The sequence below is a fragment of the Agrobacterium bohemicum genome (assembly GCF_002896715.1).
GTDB classification, from domain to species: domain Bacteria; phylum Pseudomonadota; class Alphaproteobacteria; order Rhizobiales; family Rhizobiaceae; genus Agrobacterium; species Agrobacterium bohemicum.
Genome location: NZ_PGEL01000024.1, coordinates 159,257 through 179,608, shown reverse-complemented (window position 1 = coordinate 179,608; position 20,352 = coordinate 159,257). Strand labels below are relative to the sequence as shown.

Here is a 20,352-nt window from a genome sequence, read left to right as displayed (position 1 = left end):
GCGGTTGGGGCCGAAGCCCCGAACCCTTAATCGAACGGGATTGCTCTGTCCTTGCCCGTGACTGGCTTGCCATCGACGGATACTTCGATATCCGGCGAACCAACGGTGCGCTTGACCGAGACTTCGCGGACCTTGCCTTCAAGCGTGATCCTTGCAGAGAAGTTATCCCATGCCTCCGGCAAGGACGGTGCAATGTGCAGCGTGCCGTTGACGCGGGTGATGCCGAGAATGCCTTCGACGGCAGCGCGGTAGAGCCAGCCGGCAGAACCGGTGTACCAGCTCCAGCCACCACGGCCAGCATAGGCACCTTCGCCATAGACATCCGCCGTCACCACATAGGGTTCGACACGGTAGGTTTCCGAAGCCGAGCGGTCGAGCGCGTGGTTGACCGGGTTGAGCATCGAGAAGCATTTCCATGCATCCTCGTTGCGGCCCAGTTTGGCCAGCGCCAGAACGACCCAGGTGGCGGCGTGCGTATATTGGCCGCCGTTTTCACGGACACCCGGTGGATAGCCCTTGATGTAGCCGGGATCCTGCGGAGAGCGCTTGAAGGGCGGCGTGAAGAGACGGATGATGCCCGTTTCCTCGTCAACGAGCTCCTTCATTACGGCGTCCATGGCCTGCGCGGAACGCTGCTCTTCGCCTTCGCCTGACAGAACACTCCAGCTCTGGCCGAGCGAATCGATGCGGCATTCCTCGCTGGTGATGGAACCGAGCGGGGTGCCGTCATCGAAATAACCGCGACGGTAATATTCGCCGTCCCAGCCAGCGGTTTCGAGCGATGCCCGCAGCTTGTCGCGATGGGTCTTCCACTTTTCGACGCGGTCCAGATCGCGGCGCTCTTCGGCAATTTCAATGAAATCGCGAAGCGTTCCAGACAGGAACCAGCCGAGCCACACACTGGTGCCTTTGCCGGCGACGCCTACGCGGTTCATGCCATCATTCCAGTCGCCGCCGAGGATGAGCGGCAAGCCGTTTTCTCCGGTGCGATAAATGGCCAGATCGAGCGCCAGTGCGGCGTGCTCGTAGAGGCTGACGGCATTGTCCGTCGTCTCCGGCTGGAAGAAAGCGTCGTGCTGGCCGGGCGTCAAGGCAGGGCCTTTGAGGAACGGAATGCTTTCCTCAAGGATGCCCTTGTCGCCGGTGGCGACGATGTACTGGTGGGTGGCATAGGCCAGCCAGACGACGTCGTCGGAGATGGTCGTGCGGACACCGGCGCCCGTCAGTGGCAGCCACCAGTGTTGAACGTCACCTTCCGGGAACTGTCGACCGGCGGCGCGCAGGATTTGCTCACGCGCGAGGTCCGGCTGATAGAGCAGGAACGCCAGCGTATCCTGCAGCTGATCACGGAAGCCGAAGGCACCGCTGGACTGGTAGAATGCGGTGCGCGCCATGATGCGGCAGGCCAGTGCCTGATATGGCAGCCAGCTGTTGACCATGTGGTTGAAGCTGGCATCCGGTGTGGACACGTGCAACTGGCCGATAAAGCCGTTCCAGAATGTCTTGTTGGCGTCCAGCACCGCGTTGAAGTCTGACTGGCGAATATCCTTCACCAGTGCGCGTGCTTCTTCTGCGGTATCGGCATCACCGACATAGAACAACAGGTGCCTCTCTTCGCCCGGTTTCAGGTGGATTTCCTGCATGACGGCGGCGCAAGGCGCGCCGTCGAGTTCCAGGCTGCCAGACAGGGCAGCACCCGACAACACAGCCTGCGGAGCATGGATCGAGCCATAGCGGCCGATAAACTCGCGCTTGCTGGTGGTGAAGCTGCCAGCCGGGCCTTCCAACGCCAAGAAAGCGGTGCGGGCATTATAGTCGATGCTGTAGGGGTTGGACGCAAACAGCGCGCCGCTTTCCTCATCATGAGAGCTGAGAATGAACGGTGCAGACTTCTGGACGTTGTTGCCCAGAACCCATTCGACATAACCATAGGTCTTCAGGCGGCGGTTCTGTGTGCCGACGTTACGAACCGTCAGGCGAGACAGCTTGACCGGCTTTTCACGATCAACCGTCTGGGTGACTTCTATATCGAGACCGTCTTCAATGCTTCGGAACACGGAATAGCCGAGGCCATGACGGGTTTCGAAAATCGCTTCCGGGTTACGAGACAGTGCGGCAAACGGTGAGTATATCTTGCCGCTGTCGACGTCCGCGACATAGATCGCCTCGCCCGGACGGTTGACGACGGGGTCGTTGCTCCATGGGGTCAGCTGATAGTCACGCGAGTTGCGGCTCCATGTGAAGGCAGCACCTTCAGCAGAAACGTGGAAGCCGAACTTCTCGTTGGAGATGACGTTGATCCAAGGATGCGGCGTCGATTGGCCACCGTGTAGGCGCACGACATATTCGTCACCAGTTTTGGTAAAGCCGCCAAAGCCGTTCCAGAAATCGAGATCATGCGCGTCTTCGACCGGCTCCGCATGCGGGAACATCGGTGCTGGAAGGCGAGCCTGTGCAGTGTCGCTGCCTTCCGGCCCACGATGGGCCGCAAACAGAGATACTGCGCGGTTGACCTGATCCACAATCTTGCCGTTGCGAACGTGAAGAACGACACGCGATGCAGCCAGCAGCGCCGACCATGTTTCCTCATCGATCAAATCGCGGCGGACGGAGAAGACATGCTGCCTGCCGCCATCTGCCGGGTTGATGCGGCGCTGTGCCTCGGAAATGAAGTCCAGGGCGTGCTGCATATCCTGCGCGTAGGAGGCGGCCCGCTCGTTGACGATGACGAGATCGAAGATAACGCCACGGGCGCGCAGATATTCATGCGCGCTCAAGGCTTCCTTGGCGATATCCATGTCCATGTCGTCATTGATACGCAGGCTGAAGATCGGGAAATCCCCGGAAATTGCCAGCGGCCATAGGGAGCGCTGGGAGCCGAGACCAGTTTTCAGCGTATCGGAGTCGGCGCGCAGATGCATGTCGGGATAGACGAGGTAACGGGCCAGATGCTGGAAGGCAGCTGCCTGCTGCGAGGTCACGCCGACATGGCGCATCTGCACCTGTGTGCGGGTCCAGGCATGCACCAATTCATGCGCGAAGGCATCCGGGTGGCGGTAGCGGTCGATGGCCTTGTCCACGTCTTCGCGGTTGGGTGCGGCGATCGTCCAGAAGATGACGCTGACCTTCTTGCCCGCCGGGACGCGGACGACGCGACGAAGTGACAGGATAGGGTCGAGCGTAAACCCATCCGTGTTGGAAAGCGTAGCCGCCGCATCGAAAGCCGCAGCTTCACCCAGCGAGCGTCCACGACCGATGAATTTGGCACGATCCGTCTCATACTCGGTGGGACGGGCGGGACCGGCATTATCGGCAGCCAGATGCGCGATAACAGTGCCGGGTTCGCTCGGGCTGCGCTTGTTGCGCCATGCGCGGATGACGTCACCACGCTTGCCGATCTCGGTCTGCACGAACATACGCGAGAAGAGCGGATGAGCATTGTCATCGTCTTCATTTGCGATGACGGGCTCCAGATAGGACGTCACTTCAATATAACGATCTTCCGAACCGACATTCAGGAGCGTCACGCGACGGCCTTCGGCATCGTGTTCGGTAGCGACGATGCACTCGACCACGCTTTGCAGATCGCCCACCGTCTTGTGGAATTCGACCTTGTCGTCCGAGAAGACGGTCTTGGTCTTTTCGCCTTCGGCAACTCGTGGCTCGGCTGTTGCACTCCACCATTGCCCGGATGTCGTATCACGCAGGAACAGGAAGGTACCCCAGCGATCTTCGGTCGGATCGGCCTTCCAGCGCGATATCGCCTGACCATTCCACTTGGAATAACCGGCACCCGTTGCCGTCAGCATGGTCGAATAGTGACCGTTCGACAGGAATACGACCTCACGGTCACGCACGGCAGGATCGTTGATGGTGCGCACTTCTGCGCGCAAGAGATCCGCCTGTTCTTTGCCAGGTGTTTCCGGCTCGTATTTGGCGCTCATGACAGGCACTTCGCGCGGTGCCTTTTCCTGAAGCAGCAGTTCGGCTGCTTCGATCACCGGATCGGCGTGGAAGAGTTCGCGCAATACGCCGTCCATGACCACGTTGGCGACAGCCGCAATCGACATGCCATGGTGGTGGGCATAATAGTTGTAGACGATGGCGCAGACCTTGCCATCCGGCACGCGGGTCGGTGTGAAGTCGACAGCATCGTGGAAACCGTACTGGCCGAGAGCACCCAGCTTGCGCAGCTTGTCGAGGTTCTCCAGAGCCGCGTCCGGGTCGTATTGCGAGGCGAGGATCGAGGCATAGGGCGCGATGACCGCGTTCTGGCCAAGGCCGCGCTTCAGGCCCAGCGTCGGCACGCCGAAGTTGGTATACTGATAGTTCATGTTGTGATCGCGGGCGTTGAACGCCGCTTCGGAAATACCCCACGGTGTGCCGAGGCGACGGCCATGGCTGATCTGTTCCTTGACGATCAGATTGTTGGTCTGGTTCAGAATACCGCCGTGACGCTCCTGCATGACCAGCGGAGGCATCAAATATTCGAACATCGAGCCGGACCAGGAGACGAGCGCGCCCTGTGCGCCGATCGGCACGACCTGACGACCGAGACGATACCAGTGTTCCGTCGGCAGATCGCCCTTGGCAATCGCAAACAGGCTGGTCAGGCGGCATTCTGACGCCAGAAGGTCGTAGCAGGCCTCGTCCAGCTCCTGGCTATCCACGCGGTAGCCGATGGACAGCAGGCGACGATCCTTGCGGTACAGGAACGCGAAGTCCATCGAGAAGGCGAGATTGCGGCTGCGATCGCGAAGCGAGTTCAGACGATCCCGCAGCGGATCGATGGTGGAAAGATCGAAGGCGCTGTCGGAAATATGCGCTTCGCAGCAATCGAGCAGTGACTGTGCCCAACGGGTGACCTCAGCGCTTTGCTCCGACTTGACCTCGAGATTGAGGTTGGATGCGAGCTTCTGGATATCTCGGGCCAACACTGCAAGATTGATGACACGGATCGACGCGAATTCATGCTCGCGCTTGACCGATGCGAGAGCGTTGGAGAAACCGATGATCCGCTCTTCCAGGCGGCGGTGCAGAGGCCGCAGGTTCTTTCGATCATCGGGCAGTTCTTTCAGCGTCTCGCGCAGGATACCGGCGACATCGCCGATGCCATCGAGATTTCCCTGAAGATGGGCCGACGGCGCTTCCGCCCACTGGCGGCAGGCTGACGAGATGGCGATCAGGTGGCCGGCAAGGTTGCCACTATCGACCGCGGAGACATAACGGGGGCCAAGCGTCTGCAAGGTATCGGTGTGATACCAGTTGTAGAGATGGCCGCGATATTTCTCCATCTTTTCAACCGTCTCGATGGTTTTTNCCATCCGCTCGACGGTTTCGGAAANGCTGATCCAGCCGAACTGACGTGCCGAAATGACCGACAGCAGGTAGACGCCGATATTGGTCGGCGACGTGCGGCTGGCAACGACGGGCTCCGGCGTTTCCTGATAGTTGTCCGGCGGCAGATAATTCTCTTTCGCATTCACGAAAGCTTCGTAGTAACGCCATGTGCGGCGCGCGATCTTGCGCAACTCGCTCGACACATGTTCGGATACGAACAGACGGTCTTCGGTCTCGGCAGATTGGCTGACAAACCATGCGACGACCGGAGATAGAATCCATAGCAGAGCAAAGGGAAGGCCAACGAGAAACGCGTTGTCACCCGGAAGGGAAGCAAGCGCCAGGCCGAGAAGGGCTGCAACAGGCGCATGCCACATCTGGCGATAATAATCAAAAATGCTGCCCTGCGCGCTGGACTGGATGCTGGCGGCTGTGCGCCATTCCAGCATAAGCTTGCCGCTGACGAACAAGCGGTAAAGCGAACGAGCGATGGCATCGGCCATCAAGCAGGCGCTGTCGGCGATGAAGACAATACGCAGTGCGACCTGCGCATTGGTGGCGCGGATTTCTGCCCACATCGAGTGAAAATGCGCCTGCGGTACGATATCGGTGGAGCGCGGCACGATGCCTGATAGCAGCGATATGGTGGGAGCGACGAACAGCGAGAAAATCAGCAGAATCTGCCAGATTAGCGCACCGAGCGGGCCCATGAAATACCAGCCGAGGACAGAGGCTGCAAACCATGCAATCGGCGTCAGCGAGCGGCGCAGGTTATCGACCATCTTCCAGCGGCCGATAGCTGTCACGCCGCGCTTGGCATCCATGATGTAAGGCAGAAGCTGCCAGTCGCCACGCGCCCACCGGTGCTGACGCGAGACTTCGACTTCGTAACGGGTCGGGAAGTCTTCGACCAGTTCCACGTCGGTCACAAGTGCGCAGCGCGCAAACGAGCCTTCGAGAAGGTCGTGGGACAAAACGGCATTTTCATCGATGCGACCCTTGAGGGCCGTCTCGAAGGCATCGACATCGTAAAGGCCCTTGCCGGTGAAGGTGCCTTCGGACGTGAGGTCCTGATAAACGTCGGATACGGTAAAGACGTAGGGGTCAATACCGCGATTGATAGAAAAGACGCGCTGGAAGACGGAGGCGTCCTTGCCCGTCGTCAGCGATGGTGTCACGCGTGGCTGAAGCAGGCCGTAACCATGGATGACGCGGCCCGTGACGGGATCGTGAACCGGACGGTTGATCGGGTGGTGCATCTTGCCGACGAGTTTGGTGACGGCATCGCGCATCAGGCGTGTGTCGGCATCCAGCGTCATGACATATTTGACGTTTTTCGGCACCATATTGGCACCGTTGAGGAACGTCGTGTCCTTGTCACCACGCAGCAGCATGTTCAGTTCATGCAGTTTGCCGCGCTTGCGTTCCCAGCCCATCCAGCAATCTTCCGCCGGATTGAACAGCCGGCGGCGGTGCAGCAGGTAGAACCGTGTCTTGCCGTCGAAGGCGTAGCGGGCGCTGAGTTCCGCTACTTCACGCTTGGCATATTCGAGGATTTCGATGTCTTCCGCAGATTGCTCAAAGGCGGCGTCGCGCCAGTCGCTGATCAAAGCGAAATAAATCTCGCCGTGTGGATTGGCGAGATAATGCACCTCGATATTGCGGACCATTTCATCGACGCTGTCGCGGCTGGTCAGCATGCAGGGCACGGCCAGAAGCGTGCAGGCATCCTGCGGAATGCCTTCCTTGAACTCGTAGCCGACCAGGCGGAACGGCTTGACGAAGAACGTCACGAGCGTGTTGAACAGGCCTGTCGCACCTTCCGACGCGGGCAGGGCGAACATCAGCAGGAATGCGGTGACGACATACCAAGGCATGCCGGCTTCCGCCAGGAACCAGCCGACGATTGCCATAGCCAGCGCTGTGAACGCCATGACCGGAACTGCGATGGAAAGCCAGTTGAACTTGCGCATGAAGCGTACGACGCGCTGCGAAAAGAGCGGCGAGTAGGCGATCCGATCTTCCAGTTCCTGGCGACGCTCACCAATCAGGAAGCTGCCGACATTCGGCGCATGCGGATGGGTTTCACCGGAATTGGCAGTTTCCGTGACCATATCGACGGCGACCTGCGCCACTTCGATTTCCGTCTTGGGCGAACGACGCGCCAGAAGTTCGATCGTGTTGCGATAGGTGTTGCGTGATCCGAAATCGAGCGTCTCATAATCCGTCTGCTCGCGCAGCACCTTGTCGATGTGGCTGACTTCCTCAAACCATACGGACCATTCGGTATCGTCGATTTCGCGCAGGCTCTTGACGATGTTGCCCATCGTCACATTCCCGGATGCGAGGCGGTTATGTTCCGCCATCATGATGTTTNCGGCGTCTGTTCCGGACTTATGCAGACGTTCCTCAAGCCAGTTCAGCGCCAAACCGGAGGTCTGTGAGCCATTTCTGAGGCGATACAGAAACTGTGTAGAGAAAGTTGGATCTGCGACCAGTTCGTCGATCTGCTTGAGAAGACCGGCGGATGCCTCGGCATCGTTGAGGCGGATGATTTCATCCACTACTTCGTTTGCGCGCTGACGCATGCGGCGGGAGCGTTCGACGCGAATGGAAATACGACGCAGATTTTCGATGAGGACGAAACGCAGGATCGACGGCAGGGCCCAGAGTTCGCCAATCTGCAATGTCTTCGACGTCTGATAGCCCTCGACCAGGGCCGTCATGCTTTCGCGGGAAATGGTGCTGTGTGTGTGTGCGACGTAAATCCACGCCAGTGCCATGACGCGCGGAATTTCGATGTTGCCGATCTTTACCGTCGGCAGCTGGCGATAGAATTTGCGCGGAAAATCCCGGCGTACTTCCTGGATGGCTTCTTCGATCACATAGTGATTATCGAGCAGCCATTCGGCGGCTGGCGTGATGTTCTGGCCGTTTTCAGCATCCACCGCCGTCGTGCGATAGACCCGCAGAATTTCTTTTTCGTTCTCACGATGGCGCGCGAAGAAATCGAACTCCATGAAGCCCGGCAGGCCATCGGCCCCGGATTTGGAGAGCTCGGCTCCACAGTCCCTCAATTCCTCGATTGTGAAGTAGACCGAGCGGATCGAATCATTGTGATCGATCTGCTTTGTTTCTGAATCACGGGCGGCGGCGGTCGGCGTAATATGAAATGACATCGGCTCGTATTCTGCACTCTGCTAAGGGTCTGGTCTCGTGTAACCGGAACTTGTTTCAGATTGCGTTAGGAAATTGAAACAACTGTGGCAGCTTTATCTCGTGCTGATCCTGAACCTTTGCTGAACCATCGCGAACCAGCGAACGATGGTACTCTCGTAAAATCTGCTTGCCCGTTGACATGGCATTTTGGGCGAACGATTTCACGTCGCAAGAAAATCAACTGATGGATGGTGTAAAGGCAAACAAGCGCGGTGCCGCGCTACGTCGTTCATGAAACATTTTGCACGCTCCCCCAAAGCGAAAACACGTCATGTTGCACCTGTCCTCATCTTGTCGCTGAACCCTTTGGTTCTGTCTGCCCACCAGGAAGACGTGACATGACCCCATGGACGGAATGATTAAAGGCGCTATCAGTTCCATGCCACCTGTTTTGCTTCCACGCAAGCGCCGAATGGCGCACGATACAACGCCGCACGGCCATTGCGTGCGCACTTATCAAAGCGCCGTTATGCTGCTAAACGACAGCCACCTGAAAACGCTTCACACAAGCAAACCTGCCGGACGTAAGAAAATGACGATCAAGCCTGACGCTGCCGCCGCATTTGCCAATCACATGCCGGATGTCGTGGCGATCCGTCACCACCTTCATCGCAACCCCGAGATTGGACTTTCGGAGTTCAAGACGTCCGATTTCGTTGCAGCCCAGCTGGAGGCGATGGGTTACGATGTCACGCGTGGCTTGGCCGGCACCGGTGTTGTGGCGACTTTGCGCAACGGCAGCAGCGAAAGATCGATCGGCATCCGCGCCGATATCGATGCCTTGCCCATTCACGAGGAAACCGGGGCAGAATATGCCAGCGAAAACCCGGGTGTCATGCATGCCTGTGGCCATGATGGTCACACGGCCATGCTGTTGGGTGCGGCCAAGATCATCGCGGAGCGCCGTCATTTCGACGGGACGATTCACCTGATTTTCCAGCCCGCCGAGGAGAATTTCGGCGGTGCGCGCATCATGATCGAAGACGGGCTGTTCGAGCGTTTTCCCTGTGATGCCGTATTTGCGCTTCACAACGAACCCAGCCTTCCCTTCGGCCATTTCGTGCTGCGCGATGGGCCGATCATGGCGGCGGTGGATGAGTGCAAGATCACCATCCATGGTCATGGCGGGCACGGAGCGGAACCACAAACCGCGCTCGACCCGATCGTTGCAGGGGCAAGCATCATCATGGCGCTGCAGACCATCGTGTCGCGCAACATTCACCCTCTTACTCCGACCGTGGTGACGGTGGGTGCTTTTCATGCGGGTGTGGCGAGCAACGTTATTCCCGAGACGGCAGAAATGCTGCTGACGATCCGCTCTTTCGACGCGGACGCAAGAGACGAACTCGAAAAGCGTATTCGCATGATCGCCGAGGGTCAGGCGGCGAGTTATGGCATGAGCGTAACGCTGGATTATCAGCGCGGCTATAACCCGACCGTCAATCACAAGGCGGAAACGGACTATATCATGGGTCTGGCAACACGATTTGCCGGTGCGGAAAAAGTAAGTGAAATGCCTCGCCCGACGATGGGCGCAGAGGATTTTGCCTATATGCTGGAGAAGCGCCCAGGAGCGTACTTCTTTCTTGGCACCCAGCGCACGGAAAACGACCCGTCGCTTCATCACCCGAAATTCGATTTCAACGATGAGATTTTGCCCATCGGCACAGCGTTTTGGGTGGAGCTTGCAGAAGATTACCTGAAGGTCGCGTGACCTGTCAGACCTGTGGGATGGTCAAGGCAACAGTCCGAAGATCACTGCGCCGACGAATGCGAAGCACAGGGTAACCATGACTGTGTGGAGCGCGATCTGCCAGCTCTTCGGGGCAGCAGAAGATGGTGCAAAATCTCTGATTTTTCCGGCTTTGGAATAAGACATCGAACCCTCCCTTGTTGACACGTCAACCGGTAAACCGGCTGTTTGGCTATAAGTCTCAGAGTATCGCTATTTTCTGGTCATTCTGGAGAGAGGATTTNCCATAAGTTGCCGAAATCGGAGAAAATACTGATCGCCACTTGCCTCCCAACAGGCACCGATCTACCGATTTGTTAACGTTCAACGCGCGGCGACCTTTCCGGTTCAACACAAAATTAACGGCGACACGATTTGGCAGATACAGACGTCTTGATCATCGGTGCAGGTGTCATCGGTATAGCCGTGGCCCGGGAACTGGCGATGACAGGCCTATCCGTCATTGTTCTGGAAANGGAAGGTGAGTTCGGCACCCATACCTCGTCTCGCAACAGCGAGGTCATCCATGCCGGTCTCTACTATCTGAAGGGAAGTCTGAAAGCGCAACTGTGTGTCGAGGGCAGACGACAGCTTTACGATTNCTGCGAAACGCACGGTGTCGGTCACCGCCGCTGCGGCAAGCTTATTGTTGCCGCCACCGATAATGAAATCACGCTTCTGGAAGACCTGAAACGACGCGGCATGGAGAGCGGCTGCGAAGACCTTGTGATGATCGACGGGCAAGCGGCACGGACCATCGAGCCTGCGCTTTCCTGCAAAGCGGCGCTGTGTTCTCCGTCCACCGGCATCATCGACAGCCATGCCTACATGCTGGCGCTTCTAGGGGACGCCGAGGACGCAGGTGCCGTGATCGCTTATCATGCTCCGTTTCTACGGGCAGACAGGGACGTTAGCGGCTTTAAGGTTTTCGTTGGCGGTGCCGAGCCCATGCAACTGAGCTGCGGTTTTCTGATCAATGCGGCGGGCCTTTACGCGCCAGCGGTCGCAAGGGGCATTGAGGCTCTTTCGGTGGACCATGTACCGGTTGCCCGCTTTGCCAAGGGTTCCTATTTCGCGCTAGCGGGAAAATCACCGTTTNCACGGCTGATCTATCCGGCACCCCATAGCCATGGCCTTGGCGTTCACCTGACGCTCGACCTCGGTGGTCAGGCACGGTTCGGCCCTGACGTGCAATGGGTCGATGAGATCGACTATGCCGTCGATCCGGGTCGCTCCAAAGGATTCAATGCGGCCATTCGGCAATACTGGCCCGATATGCCAGACAACGCGCTTTCGCCAGCCTATTCCGGCATTCGTCCGAAAATTTCAGGCCCTGATGATCCTGCGATGGATTTNCGCATCGATGGTCCCGAGGTCCATGGCATCAACGGGCTCGTCAATCTTTTCGGCATCGAAAGCCCGGGACTGACGGCATCGATGGCGATTGCGCAAGAGGTGTCTCGCCGTCTCGCCAAATCTTAAAAACGTGACAGTGCCGATGCCATGACGCCGGGATCGACGTTTCCGCCAGAAGCGATGGCGATGATCGTGTCCGTTTCAAATTCCTCGCCATGAAACAGGGCGGCGGCCAGTGCTACCGCACCACCTGGCTCGACAACGACTTTCAGCCGCAGGAATGCCAACACCATGGCGCGCAGGGCTTCATCTTCCGACACCACGATGCCTTTGCCGCATCGGTTCATCATGATCGGGAATGTGATATTGCCCGGCTGCGGCGTGATGATCGCATCGCATATCGAGCCAGCCAAAGCCTCGTTGCGCTCGATCTTGCCAGATGCCAGCGAGCGGGCGACATCATCGAATTTCTCCGGTTCGCAGGTTCTGACGGTGTAACCAGGTGCATTGGCCTGCAACGCAAGCGCCACACCCGAGGTAAGGCCACCGCCGCCGCAGGGAACGAGAACGTCGGCAGTGGTGATGCCCAGTTCCAGTCCCTGCTCGGCAATTTCCAGCCCCACCGTTCCCTGACCCGCGATGACCAATGGTTCATCGAAGGGCCGGATCAATGTCAGGCCGCGTTCCTGCGAAAGCATAGCGCCGATGGCGTCCCTGTCGTCATTGGCGCGGTCGAACAAAACGACTTCGGCACCATAGGCTTTGGTGTTTTCGATTTTTATCGCTGGCGCGTCCTGGGGCATGATGATGACGGAGGGCACGCCGTGCAGCGCTGCGGCCAGCGCCACGCCCTGCGCGTGATTGCCCGAGGAAAATGCGATGACGCCGCGCTTGCGAACATCCGGCTCAAGTGCTGATACGGCTGACCAGCCGCCACGAAACTTGAACGAACCGGTCCTTTGCAGGCATTCCGCCTTCACGAAAATCCTGCGTCCGGCAATCTCGTCCAGAAAAGGTGACGACAGCAAAGGCGTACGGATGGCTTCAGTCCCGATACGCTTGCGCGCGGCCTCGATCATCGTAATATCTGTCATGCTGTTCCTGTTTNCCCGACGCAGTTGATCGCACAGCATAGTCGGAAACAATTCCGGTAAAAAAGACAAAAANTCCCCGGGGCGGTGCCGGGGATCTGTTTTTTTNGAAAGAGCGGCTTATGCCAGCGTGTAAGCTGTTTTTACTGTGGTGAAGAATTCGCTTGCATATTTGCCCTGCTCGCGAGGACCGAAGGACGATGCCTTTCGACCGCCGAATGGCACATGGAAATCGACGCCGGCTGTGGGCAGGTTGACCATGACCATACCGGCTTCGGCATTGCGCTTGAAATGGGTCGCATGTTTCAGGCTGGTGGTGGCGATGCCGGACGACAGGCCAAACGGCGTGTCATTGGCAGCAGCCAAAGCCTCATCATAGTCCTTGACCCGAATGACGGCGACCACAGGTCCGAAGATTTCTTCCTGCGAAATGCGCATGCTGTTGGTGGCTTCGGTAAACAGGGCAGGCTGGAGGAAGAAACCGGGTGTTTCGCGCTTGATGACCTCACCGCCGAAGGCGAGCTTTGCACCTTCCTTCTTGCCGATCTCGATGTAATCGGTGTCCTGCTTCAGCTGCTTTNCATCAACGACCGGGCCGACATGGGTTTCCTTGTCCATGGCATGACCGACATTGATTTTGGAAAGACGTTCGGTCAGTGCTGCCACGAACTTGTCGTGGATGCCTTCGGTCACGATGAGGCGTGAGGATGCCGTGCAACGCTGTCCGGTGGAGTAGAAACCCGAATTGGCGGCTGCTTCTACCGCGACGCTGAGATCGGCGTCATCGAGAACCACGAAAGGGTTTTTGCCGCCCATTTCCAGCTGGAATTTGCGGTTGAACGGCAGTGAAGAGGCTGCAACGCGCTGTCCGGTGCCGGTGGAGCCCGTGAAGGTGATGCCGGACAGATGCGGGCTGTCGAGCATGGCTTGGCCGACGACTGAGCCGCGGCCCATGACGAGATTCAAGACACCCTTCGGCAGACCAGCGCGGTGCAGAATATCGACAATCGCCCATGCGCAACCCGGTACCAGATCGGCAGGCTTGAAGACGATCGTGTTGCCGTAGCAGAGCGCGGGTGCAATTTTCCAGGCTGGAATGGCAATCGGGAAGTTCCAGGGCGTGATGATGCCGATGACGCCAAGCGGCTCGCGGGTAACTTCGACGCCGATATTCGGGCGGGCCGATGGAATGACTTCGCCAGCGAGGCGCAGCGCTTCACCTGCGAAGAAATCGAAGATTTGTGCCGCGCGGATGGTTTCGCCAATGCCTTCGGCCAGAACCTTGCCCTCTTCACGGGCCAGAAGCGCGCCGAGCTCTTCCTTGCGGGCGAGGATTTCGTCTGCGGTCTTTTTCAGGATTGCGTGGCGTTCCAGAATGCCGGACCGCGACCATGCCGGAAAGGCTGCCTTGGCGGCAGCAATGGCTTGCTTTGCTTCTTCGGCTCCCGCTTGCGCGTAAAGGCCAACAACCTCGTTGGTGTCGGATGGATTGATGTTTGCCGACGTGTCGGCTCCGATCCACTCGCCATTGATCAGGTTCTGATGGATGGTCATGAACATACTCCCTTTGACGCTGAAGCGGCCGGTTCCCGCGCCACGTCGCGTTATGAAACGACCTTGAGCTCGTTGTGAAACGATCTTGAGGTCATTGATGATGATACGGCACCGGGCGGTGCTGTGAAGCTGGTGGCGACCTTATAATATGCCTTAACGAAAGTCACCATACGACAGGGTTGGCAAGTGTTGATTCGCGAATGATTTCGGCTGATCTAACGCGTCTGCTTGTTCAGTTTTTCCAGATAGAGCAGAATTCCACTGTGATCGATATCTGCCCCACCGTCGCCGACGAAATCAGCGAATTCCTGAGTGATCTGCTCTGTTAGTGGAAGGGTAAGCGACAGGTCTTGTGCCGTCGCCAGAACGCCATTCAAGTCTTTCAACTGGAATTTGGACGGCCCGCCAGGCACAAAATCGCGTTTCACCATGCGCTCTCCATGCAGTTCCAGGATCCGGCTTTCGGCAAAACCGCCACGGATGGCGTTTCGAAAACCTTCGCGCGATGCGCCACCGGCCTCTACCAGCATCATCGCCTCGGCGACAGCGCCGATCGTGATGGCAACGATCTGCTGATTGGCCAGCTTGCACAATTGCCCGGCACCGGATGGGCCGACATAGGTCAACCTGCCCATGGCAGCAAAGACATCCGAAAGGTTTGAGATCACGGCTTCATCACCGCCAGCCATGATGGCAAGGGTGCCTGCCGTCGCGCCGACGACGCCCCCGGAAACCGGTGCATCGATGTGATGGATGCCAAATTCCTTGAGTTTCCCGGCATGTTCGCGCGCAATGGGTGGCGCAATCGAACTGCAGTCGATGACGATTGAGCCTTTCGCGAGCACACCTGCCACGCCAGCATCGAAAAGCACATCTTGGACCGCATTGCCATCGCTCAACATGGTCATGACGATATCGGCGCCGTTTGCCGCCTCTGCCGGTGAAGCGGCCAGCACGGCGCCATCGGCTACCAGCGCTTGCGCTTTCTCGGCGCTACGGTTCCAGACCCGAACGCCAAATCCGGTCTTCAGCAGATTGCGCGCCATCGGCCCGCCCATCAATCCCGTGCCGATAAAGGCGATGACGCGGCTTTTAGAATTGTGCATGTCGGTTTCCTCCCGTTCCATCAATGTGCATGTTGATGCAATTGCAGAAAGCGCGTTTGGGCCGAGAAACGTTCCCAATCATAAAAATACCCGGCAGCCGCAAAGCTACCGGATATTTTTTCATTTTTNCTCGGTGCGGTTCAAGCCACTGCCGTCTTGTTCTGCCTGTTTNCGATGAGGTCATCGACCACGGCGGGATCAGCCAGCGTTGACGTATCGCCCAGCGCGCCAAAATCATCCTCGGCGATCTTGCGCAGGATGCGGCGCATGATCTTGCCCGAGCGGGTCTTGGGCAGGCCCGGCGAGAACTGGATCTTGTCGGGCGTGGCGACGGGGCCGATTTCGTTGCGGACATGCTTGACCAGTTCGGCGCGTAGGGCATCGTCCCCGGTCTGTCCCGCCATCAGCGTGACATAGCAATAGATGCCCTGTCCCTTGATGGAATGCGGGTAGCCGACGACGGCAGCTTCCGAGACGAGATTGTGCGAGACGAGCGCCGATTCCACTTCCGCAGTTCCCAGACGATGGCCGGACACATTAAGCACGTCATCGACGCGACCGGTAATCCAGTAATAGCCATCCTCATCGCGGCGGCAGCCATCGCCGGTGAAGTATTTGCCCTTGTAGGTCGAGAAGTAGGTTTCAATAAAGCGCTTGTGATCGCCATAGACGGTGCGCGATTGTCCCGGCCAGCTATCGGCAATGCAGAGGTTGCCGTCTGCTGCGCCTTCCAGCACCTTGCCCTCGGCATCGACCAGCTGTGGCTGAACGCCGAAGAAAGGCCGCGTGGCCGAGCCTGGCTTGAGGTCGGTCGCGCCCGGAAGCGGCGTAATCAGAATGCCGCCGGTTTCCGTCTGCCACCAGGTGTCAACGATCGGGCTCTTATCCTCACCCACCACGTGGTAATACCATTCCCATGCTTCCGGATTGATCGGCTCACCCACGGTGCCGAGCAGCCGCAGGCTGGAGCGCGAGGAGCGCTTGACGAAGTCATTGCCGGCACCCATCAGCGAACGAAGTGCCGTCGGGGCCGTGTAGAAGATGTTGACCTGATGCTTGTCGATGACCTCCCAGAAGCGTCCNTGATCAGGNAAGTTGGGGACGCCTTCGAACATGACGGTGGTGGCGCAATTGGCGAGTGGCCCATAGACGATATAGGAGTGGCCCGTCACCCAGCCGACATCGGCGNTGCACCAGTAGATATCGCCATCGTGATAATCGAAGACATATTCATGGGTCATCGACACATAGACGAGATAACCACCCGTCGTGTGCAGCACCCCCTTCGGTTTGCCGGTGGACCCTGAGGTGTAGAGAATGAACAGCGGGTCTTCCGCCTTCATCTTGGCCGGTTCGCAATGGGGTTTAACGGATGCGATTTCCTGATGGTACCAGAGGTCGCGGCCCGGTGCCCAAGTGGTCTTGCCGCCGGTGCGGCGCACCACCAGCACCTTGTCCACCCTCACATGCTGTCTGGCGGCAATGTCGATGGCCTTGTCGGTGTTGTCCTTGAGCGGAATGGGCTTGCCGCCCCGCACGCCTTCATCGCAAGTGATGACGAATGTTGACTCGCAGTCAACGATACGGCCTGCCAGCGCATCGGGCGAGAAGCCACCAAACACAACGGAGTGCACCGCACCGATGCGGGCGCAGGCGAGCATCGCATAGGTGGCCTCGGGGATCATCGGCATGTAGATGGTGACACGGTCGCCCTTTTTGACGCCGTGTTTCTTCATCACATTGGCGAGACGACACACCGCATCGTAAAGCTGGTTATAGGTGATCTTCTTGTCGATATAGGGATTGTCGCCTTCCCAGATGATCGCGGTGCGCTCGCCATGGGTCTTCAGGTGGCGGTCGATGCAATTGTACGAAACATTCGTCAGCCCGTCCTCGAACCACTTGATCGGTACTTTGCCCTTGAAAGAGGTGTTCTTGACCTTGGTGTAGGGCTTGAACCAATCTATCCGCTTGCCATGCTTGCCCCAGAACTTTTCAGGGTCCTCAACGCTCTGCTCGTACCATTNCAGATAACGGTCATTATCGATCAACGTGTGCTTTGTAGCAGATTTTAGGACCGGGTAGACTTTGGCAGACATGAATTCCTCCTCAGGCCGATTCGTCTTGTAATGACCGGAAACTCCATTTTTCAGTCATGTGCCAGATTCATAGCAGTTCGGTGACATCCGGCAATTAGACAAAGGTCATTTGTTGCGCAAAGAATTGCAATTCTGATGCAATCCGGTTATAGAGCGCTAATATCCCGGAAATTAGTGGTTAACATCCACGTCCCGCGCCACCGGAGCGGACGGACAGAAGGACTGTATCTATGGCTCAAACATTGCTCATGCCGAAAGCGACGGCCGTCTGGCTGGTGGATAATACCGCATTGTCGTTCGAGCAGATCGCGACATTTNGCAAACTGCATCCACTGGAAGTCAAGGCTATCGCCGACGGCGAAGCGGCGCAGGGAATCAAGGGTCTCGACCCTATCTCGACCGGACAGCTGTCCCGTGACGAAATCGAGCGTGCGGTTGCCAATCCTAACCACAAGATCAAGCTTTCCGAGCCAAAGGTTCGTGTACCGGAATCGAAGCGTCGTGGACCGCGCTACACGCCTGTTTCGAAGCGTCAGGATCGCCCGAACGCCATTTTGTGGCTGGTGCGCAACCATGCCGAATTGAAGGACGCGCAGATTTCGCGTCTCGTCGGCACTACGAAGTCCACCATNGAACAGATTCGCGACCGTTCGCACTGGAATTCGGCCAACCTGACACCGATGGACCCGGTGACACTTGGCCTGTGCAGCCAGATCGATCTCGATCTTGAAGTTGAACGCGCATCGCGTGGCCGTCCCCTTCCAACGCAGGAAGAACTGGACGCGACGTTGCAGCCTGCTGCAGCTACGGAAGTTCTTGGCTACAAGTATGAGCGCGAAGAAGAAAANGCAATCGACGCCAATGCCGTTTTCGCCAAGCTCAGCTCGCTCAAGTCTACCCGCAAGGATGACGACGAAGACGATAATTTCTGATTTCAGTTTNCAGTCAGCATACGAAAAAGCCCCGGCATCGACCGGGGCTTTTTGTTGAGCGGGTAGGATCTCTTCCTTAGCACGTCTTCATCCCGTCAGGGCTGACTTTGCAGGCATTGACAGTACCGGAGCACCGGTTTTCTCATCGTCGTTCAGCAGGCCGCTGGCTCGCAACAGCGACGAGAAGCGACCGCCGCGCATGCTCAGCTCATCGAAGGTGCCTTTTTCAACGATCCGGCCATTGTCCATGAACAGGACCTGGTCGGCGTCGCGCACGGTCGACAGGCGGTGGGCGATGATGAAGGTCGTTCTGTCCTTGCGAAGCGCATCGACAGCGTCCTTCACGCGCGCCTCGGTTTCGACATCGAGCGCACTGGTCGCTTCGTCGAGAACGAGGATCGGCGCGTTTTTCAACACAGCGCGCGCAATGGCGATGCGCTGGCGCTCGCCGCCGGAAAGACGGTTGCCGCGTTCGCCGACCTGCGTCATGTAGCCGGTGTTTCTGCTGTCGATAAAGTCGGTCGCAGCGGCTGCAGCTGCGGCCTGGACGATCTCGTCATCGGTGGCACTATCGCGACCAAGGCGGATGTTATCGCGGATCGACCGGTTGAGAAGGCCCGCATCCTGGAAANCCGTGGCAATGGAGTGCCGCAGCGACTGCCGCGTTACCGTCGAAATGTCGGTTCCGTCCACAAGGATCTGGCCACCATTGGGATCGTAGACCCGCTGCAACAGGTTGATGAGGGTCGTCTTGCCTGCACCGGTCGGTCCGACGATTGCAATGGTTTCTCCGGCGTTGGCGGTAAACGACACGTCGTGAACGCCCTGCTTGGTGTTGGCAAANCCGAAATTGACGTTACGGAATTCCACCTTGCCCGAGACTTGGCCGAGTTCGATGGCGCCGCTTGGCTCCTCACGCTCCTGCACGGAATCTTCGAGCTTGAAGAAGTCTACGAGCTTGGCCCGTGCCTCGAAAATCTGGGTCGCGAAAGCGCGCACTTGGTCCAGGCGCCCGATCAGCAGGTTTGCAAAGCCGATGAAGGCGATGATGTCACCAACCCGCAACTCGCCGTTCTTCACCAGGATGGCACCGACGACGAGAATGATCATCATCGAAACCGAAGAGGCGGTCCGGTTCAATGCACTTGCAAATGCCCACCAGTCCAGAACCGGATATTGCGCGCTGAGAAGTCGCTCCGTAAATGACTTAAGCGCTTTTGTTTCAGCTTCGATGCGGTTGTAGCTGTGCAATACAGAAACGTTACTGATCGAATCGCTGACGTGGGCGAAAACCGTGTGGTAATGCTCTTCTACGGATGCCTGACCTTCTTTGGTGCGCTCCATCACCCATTTGCCGATGAACCAATAGACGATACCCAGTCCCATCAAAACAAAGCTGAGGCGCAGGTCCATGGAGATGGCAGTCGGGATGAGAAGAATCAGCGCAACAAATGTCGCAAGATGGGTTCGCATGAATTCCAGCCACAGGCCGAACAGTGTTTCACTTGCGCGCAGAAGCGTATGCAGCGCGTTGGATGTACCGCGCTGGTGGTGCCATGAGAGCGGCATGGAGATGATTCGGCCGAAGGCTTCCGTGAGCAAGGACGCACGGCGCCCATGTGCCAACCGGTCCGCCTCACGCGCTACAGCAACATAGGCGACCGTATTGAACAGGGCAAAAGCTCCCCAAAGGATGAGGATGTTGACTGGGATAGTGCCAGATGAAAGTCCATCGATGATGCGGCCGAACAGCACCGGCTCGGCAATCGTGATTGCAGCCAGAATGACGTTCGCGACGACGACGACGGTGACACGCAACTTGTTGTCGGCGAGGTAGCGCAGAGCGCGAGTGTAAACCTGAAACAGTGTCAATTGCCAAATCCCGTATTCATGTCAGTCTAGTAGCGCGATTGTTACGCTTGG

General features: G+C 57.9%; 10 protein-coding genes. 3 read left to right on the top strand and 7 right to left on the bottom strand.

The features are described from left to right. Positions 1-26: 26 nt before the first annotated feature. Entirely contained in the window at positions 27-8,519 is an 8,493-nt protein-coding gene (locus tag CUC55_RS11240) for a glycoside hydrolase family 94 protein (protein WP_103087884.1), read from the bottom strand. Between the two features lie 614 nt (positions 8,520-9,133). Between CUC55_RS11240 and CUC55_RS11235 the strand changes: the two genes are divergently transcribed. Beyond that, entirely contained in the window at positions 9,134-10,273 is a 1,140-nt protein-coding gene (locus CUC55_RS11235) for a M20 aminoacylase family protein (protein WP_103087997.1), read from the top strand. A 21-nt stretch (positions 10,274-10,294) separates the two neighbouring features. Here CUC55_RS11235 and CUC55_RS22880 read toward each other — a convergent pair whose 3' ends face one another. After that, on the bottom strand, positions 10,295-10,438 hold the full coding sequence (locus CUC55_RS22880) for a hypothetical protein (protein ID WP_170063869.1): 144 nt from the start codon (positions 10,436-10,438) through the stop codon (positions 10,295-10,297). A gap of 228 nt (positions 10,439-10,666) precedes the next feature. Here CUC55_RS22880 and CUC55_RS11230 point away from each other — a divergent pair, with 228 nt between their 5' ends. Continuing rightward, positions 10,667-11,773 (top strand): NAD(P)/FAD-dependent oxidoreductase, encoded by a 1,107-nt coding sequence (locus tag CUC55_RS11230; RefSeq protein ID WP_103087883.1) that lies wholly within the window; start codon positions 10,667-10,669, stop codon positions 11,771-11,773. On the opposite strand, the gene CUC55_RS11225 is transcribed toward CUC55_RS11230, so the two are convergent. From CUC55_RS11225 to acs, 4 genes are all read right to left on the bottom strand, one after another. Next, entirely contained in the window at positions 11,770-12,741 is a 972-nt protein-coding gene (locus tag CUC55_RS11225) for a threonine ammonia-lyase (protein WP_067645890.1), read from the bottom strand. The genes CUC55_RS11230 and CUC55_RS11225 overlap by 4 nt on opposite strands. 117 nt (positions 12,742-12,858) lie before the next feature. Next, positions 12,859-14,292, bottom strand: coding sequence for an aldehyde dehydrogenase family protein (locus CUC55_RS11220; protein WP_103087996.1), 1,434 nt, complete (start codon positions 14,290-14,292; stop codon positions 12,859-12,861). 215 nt (positions 14,293-14,507) lie between these two features. Next, the gene (locus tag CUC55_RS11215; protein ID WP_067645888.1) at positions 14,508-15,398 is read right to left on the bottom strand and encodes an NAD(P)-dependent oxidoreductase; all 891 of its coding nucleotides are present in this window, start codon (positions 15,396-15,398) and stop codon (positions 14,508-14,510) included. 140 nt (positions 15,399-15,538) lie between these two features. After that, a complete protein-coding gene (acs, locus tag CUC55_RS11210) occupies positions 15,539-17,497 on the bottom strand; it encodes an acetate--CoA ligase (RefSeq protein WP_103087882.1) in 1,959 nt (652 codons plus the stop codon). A 230-nt stretch (positions 17,498-17,727) separates the two neighbouring features. On the opposite strand from acs, the gene CUC55_RS11205 reads away from it, so the two are divergent. Next, a complete protein-coding gene (locus CUC55_RS11205) occupies positions 17,728-18,429 on the top strand; it encodes a DUF1013 domain-containing protein (RefSeq protein ID WP_103087881.1) in 702 nt (233 codons plus the stop codon). 87 nt (positions 18,430-18,516) lie between these two features. Here the strand turns inward: CUC55_RS11205 and CUC55_RS11200 are convergent, their stop codons facing one another. After that, positions 18,517-20,301, bottom strand: coding sequence for a glucan ABC transporter ATP-binding protein/ permease (locus tag CUC55_RS11200; RefSeq protein WP_103087880.1), 1,785 nt, complete (start codon positions 20,299-20,301; stop codon positions 18,517-18,519). Between the last annotated feature and the right edge of the window lie 51 nt (positions 20,302-20,352).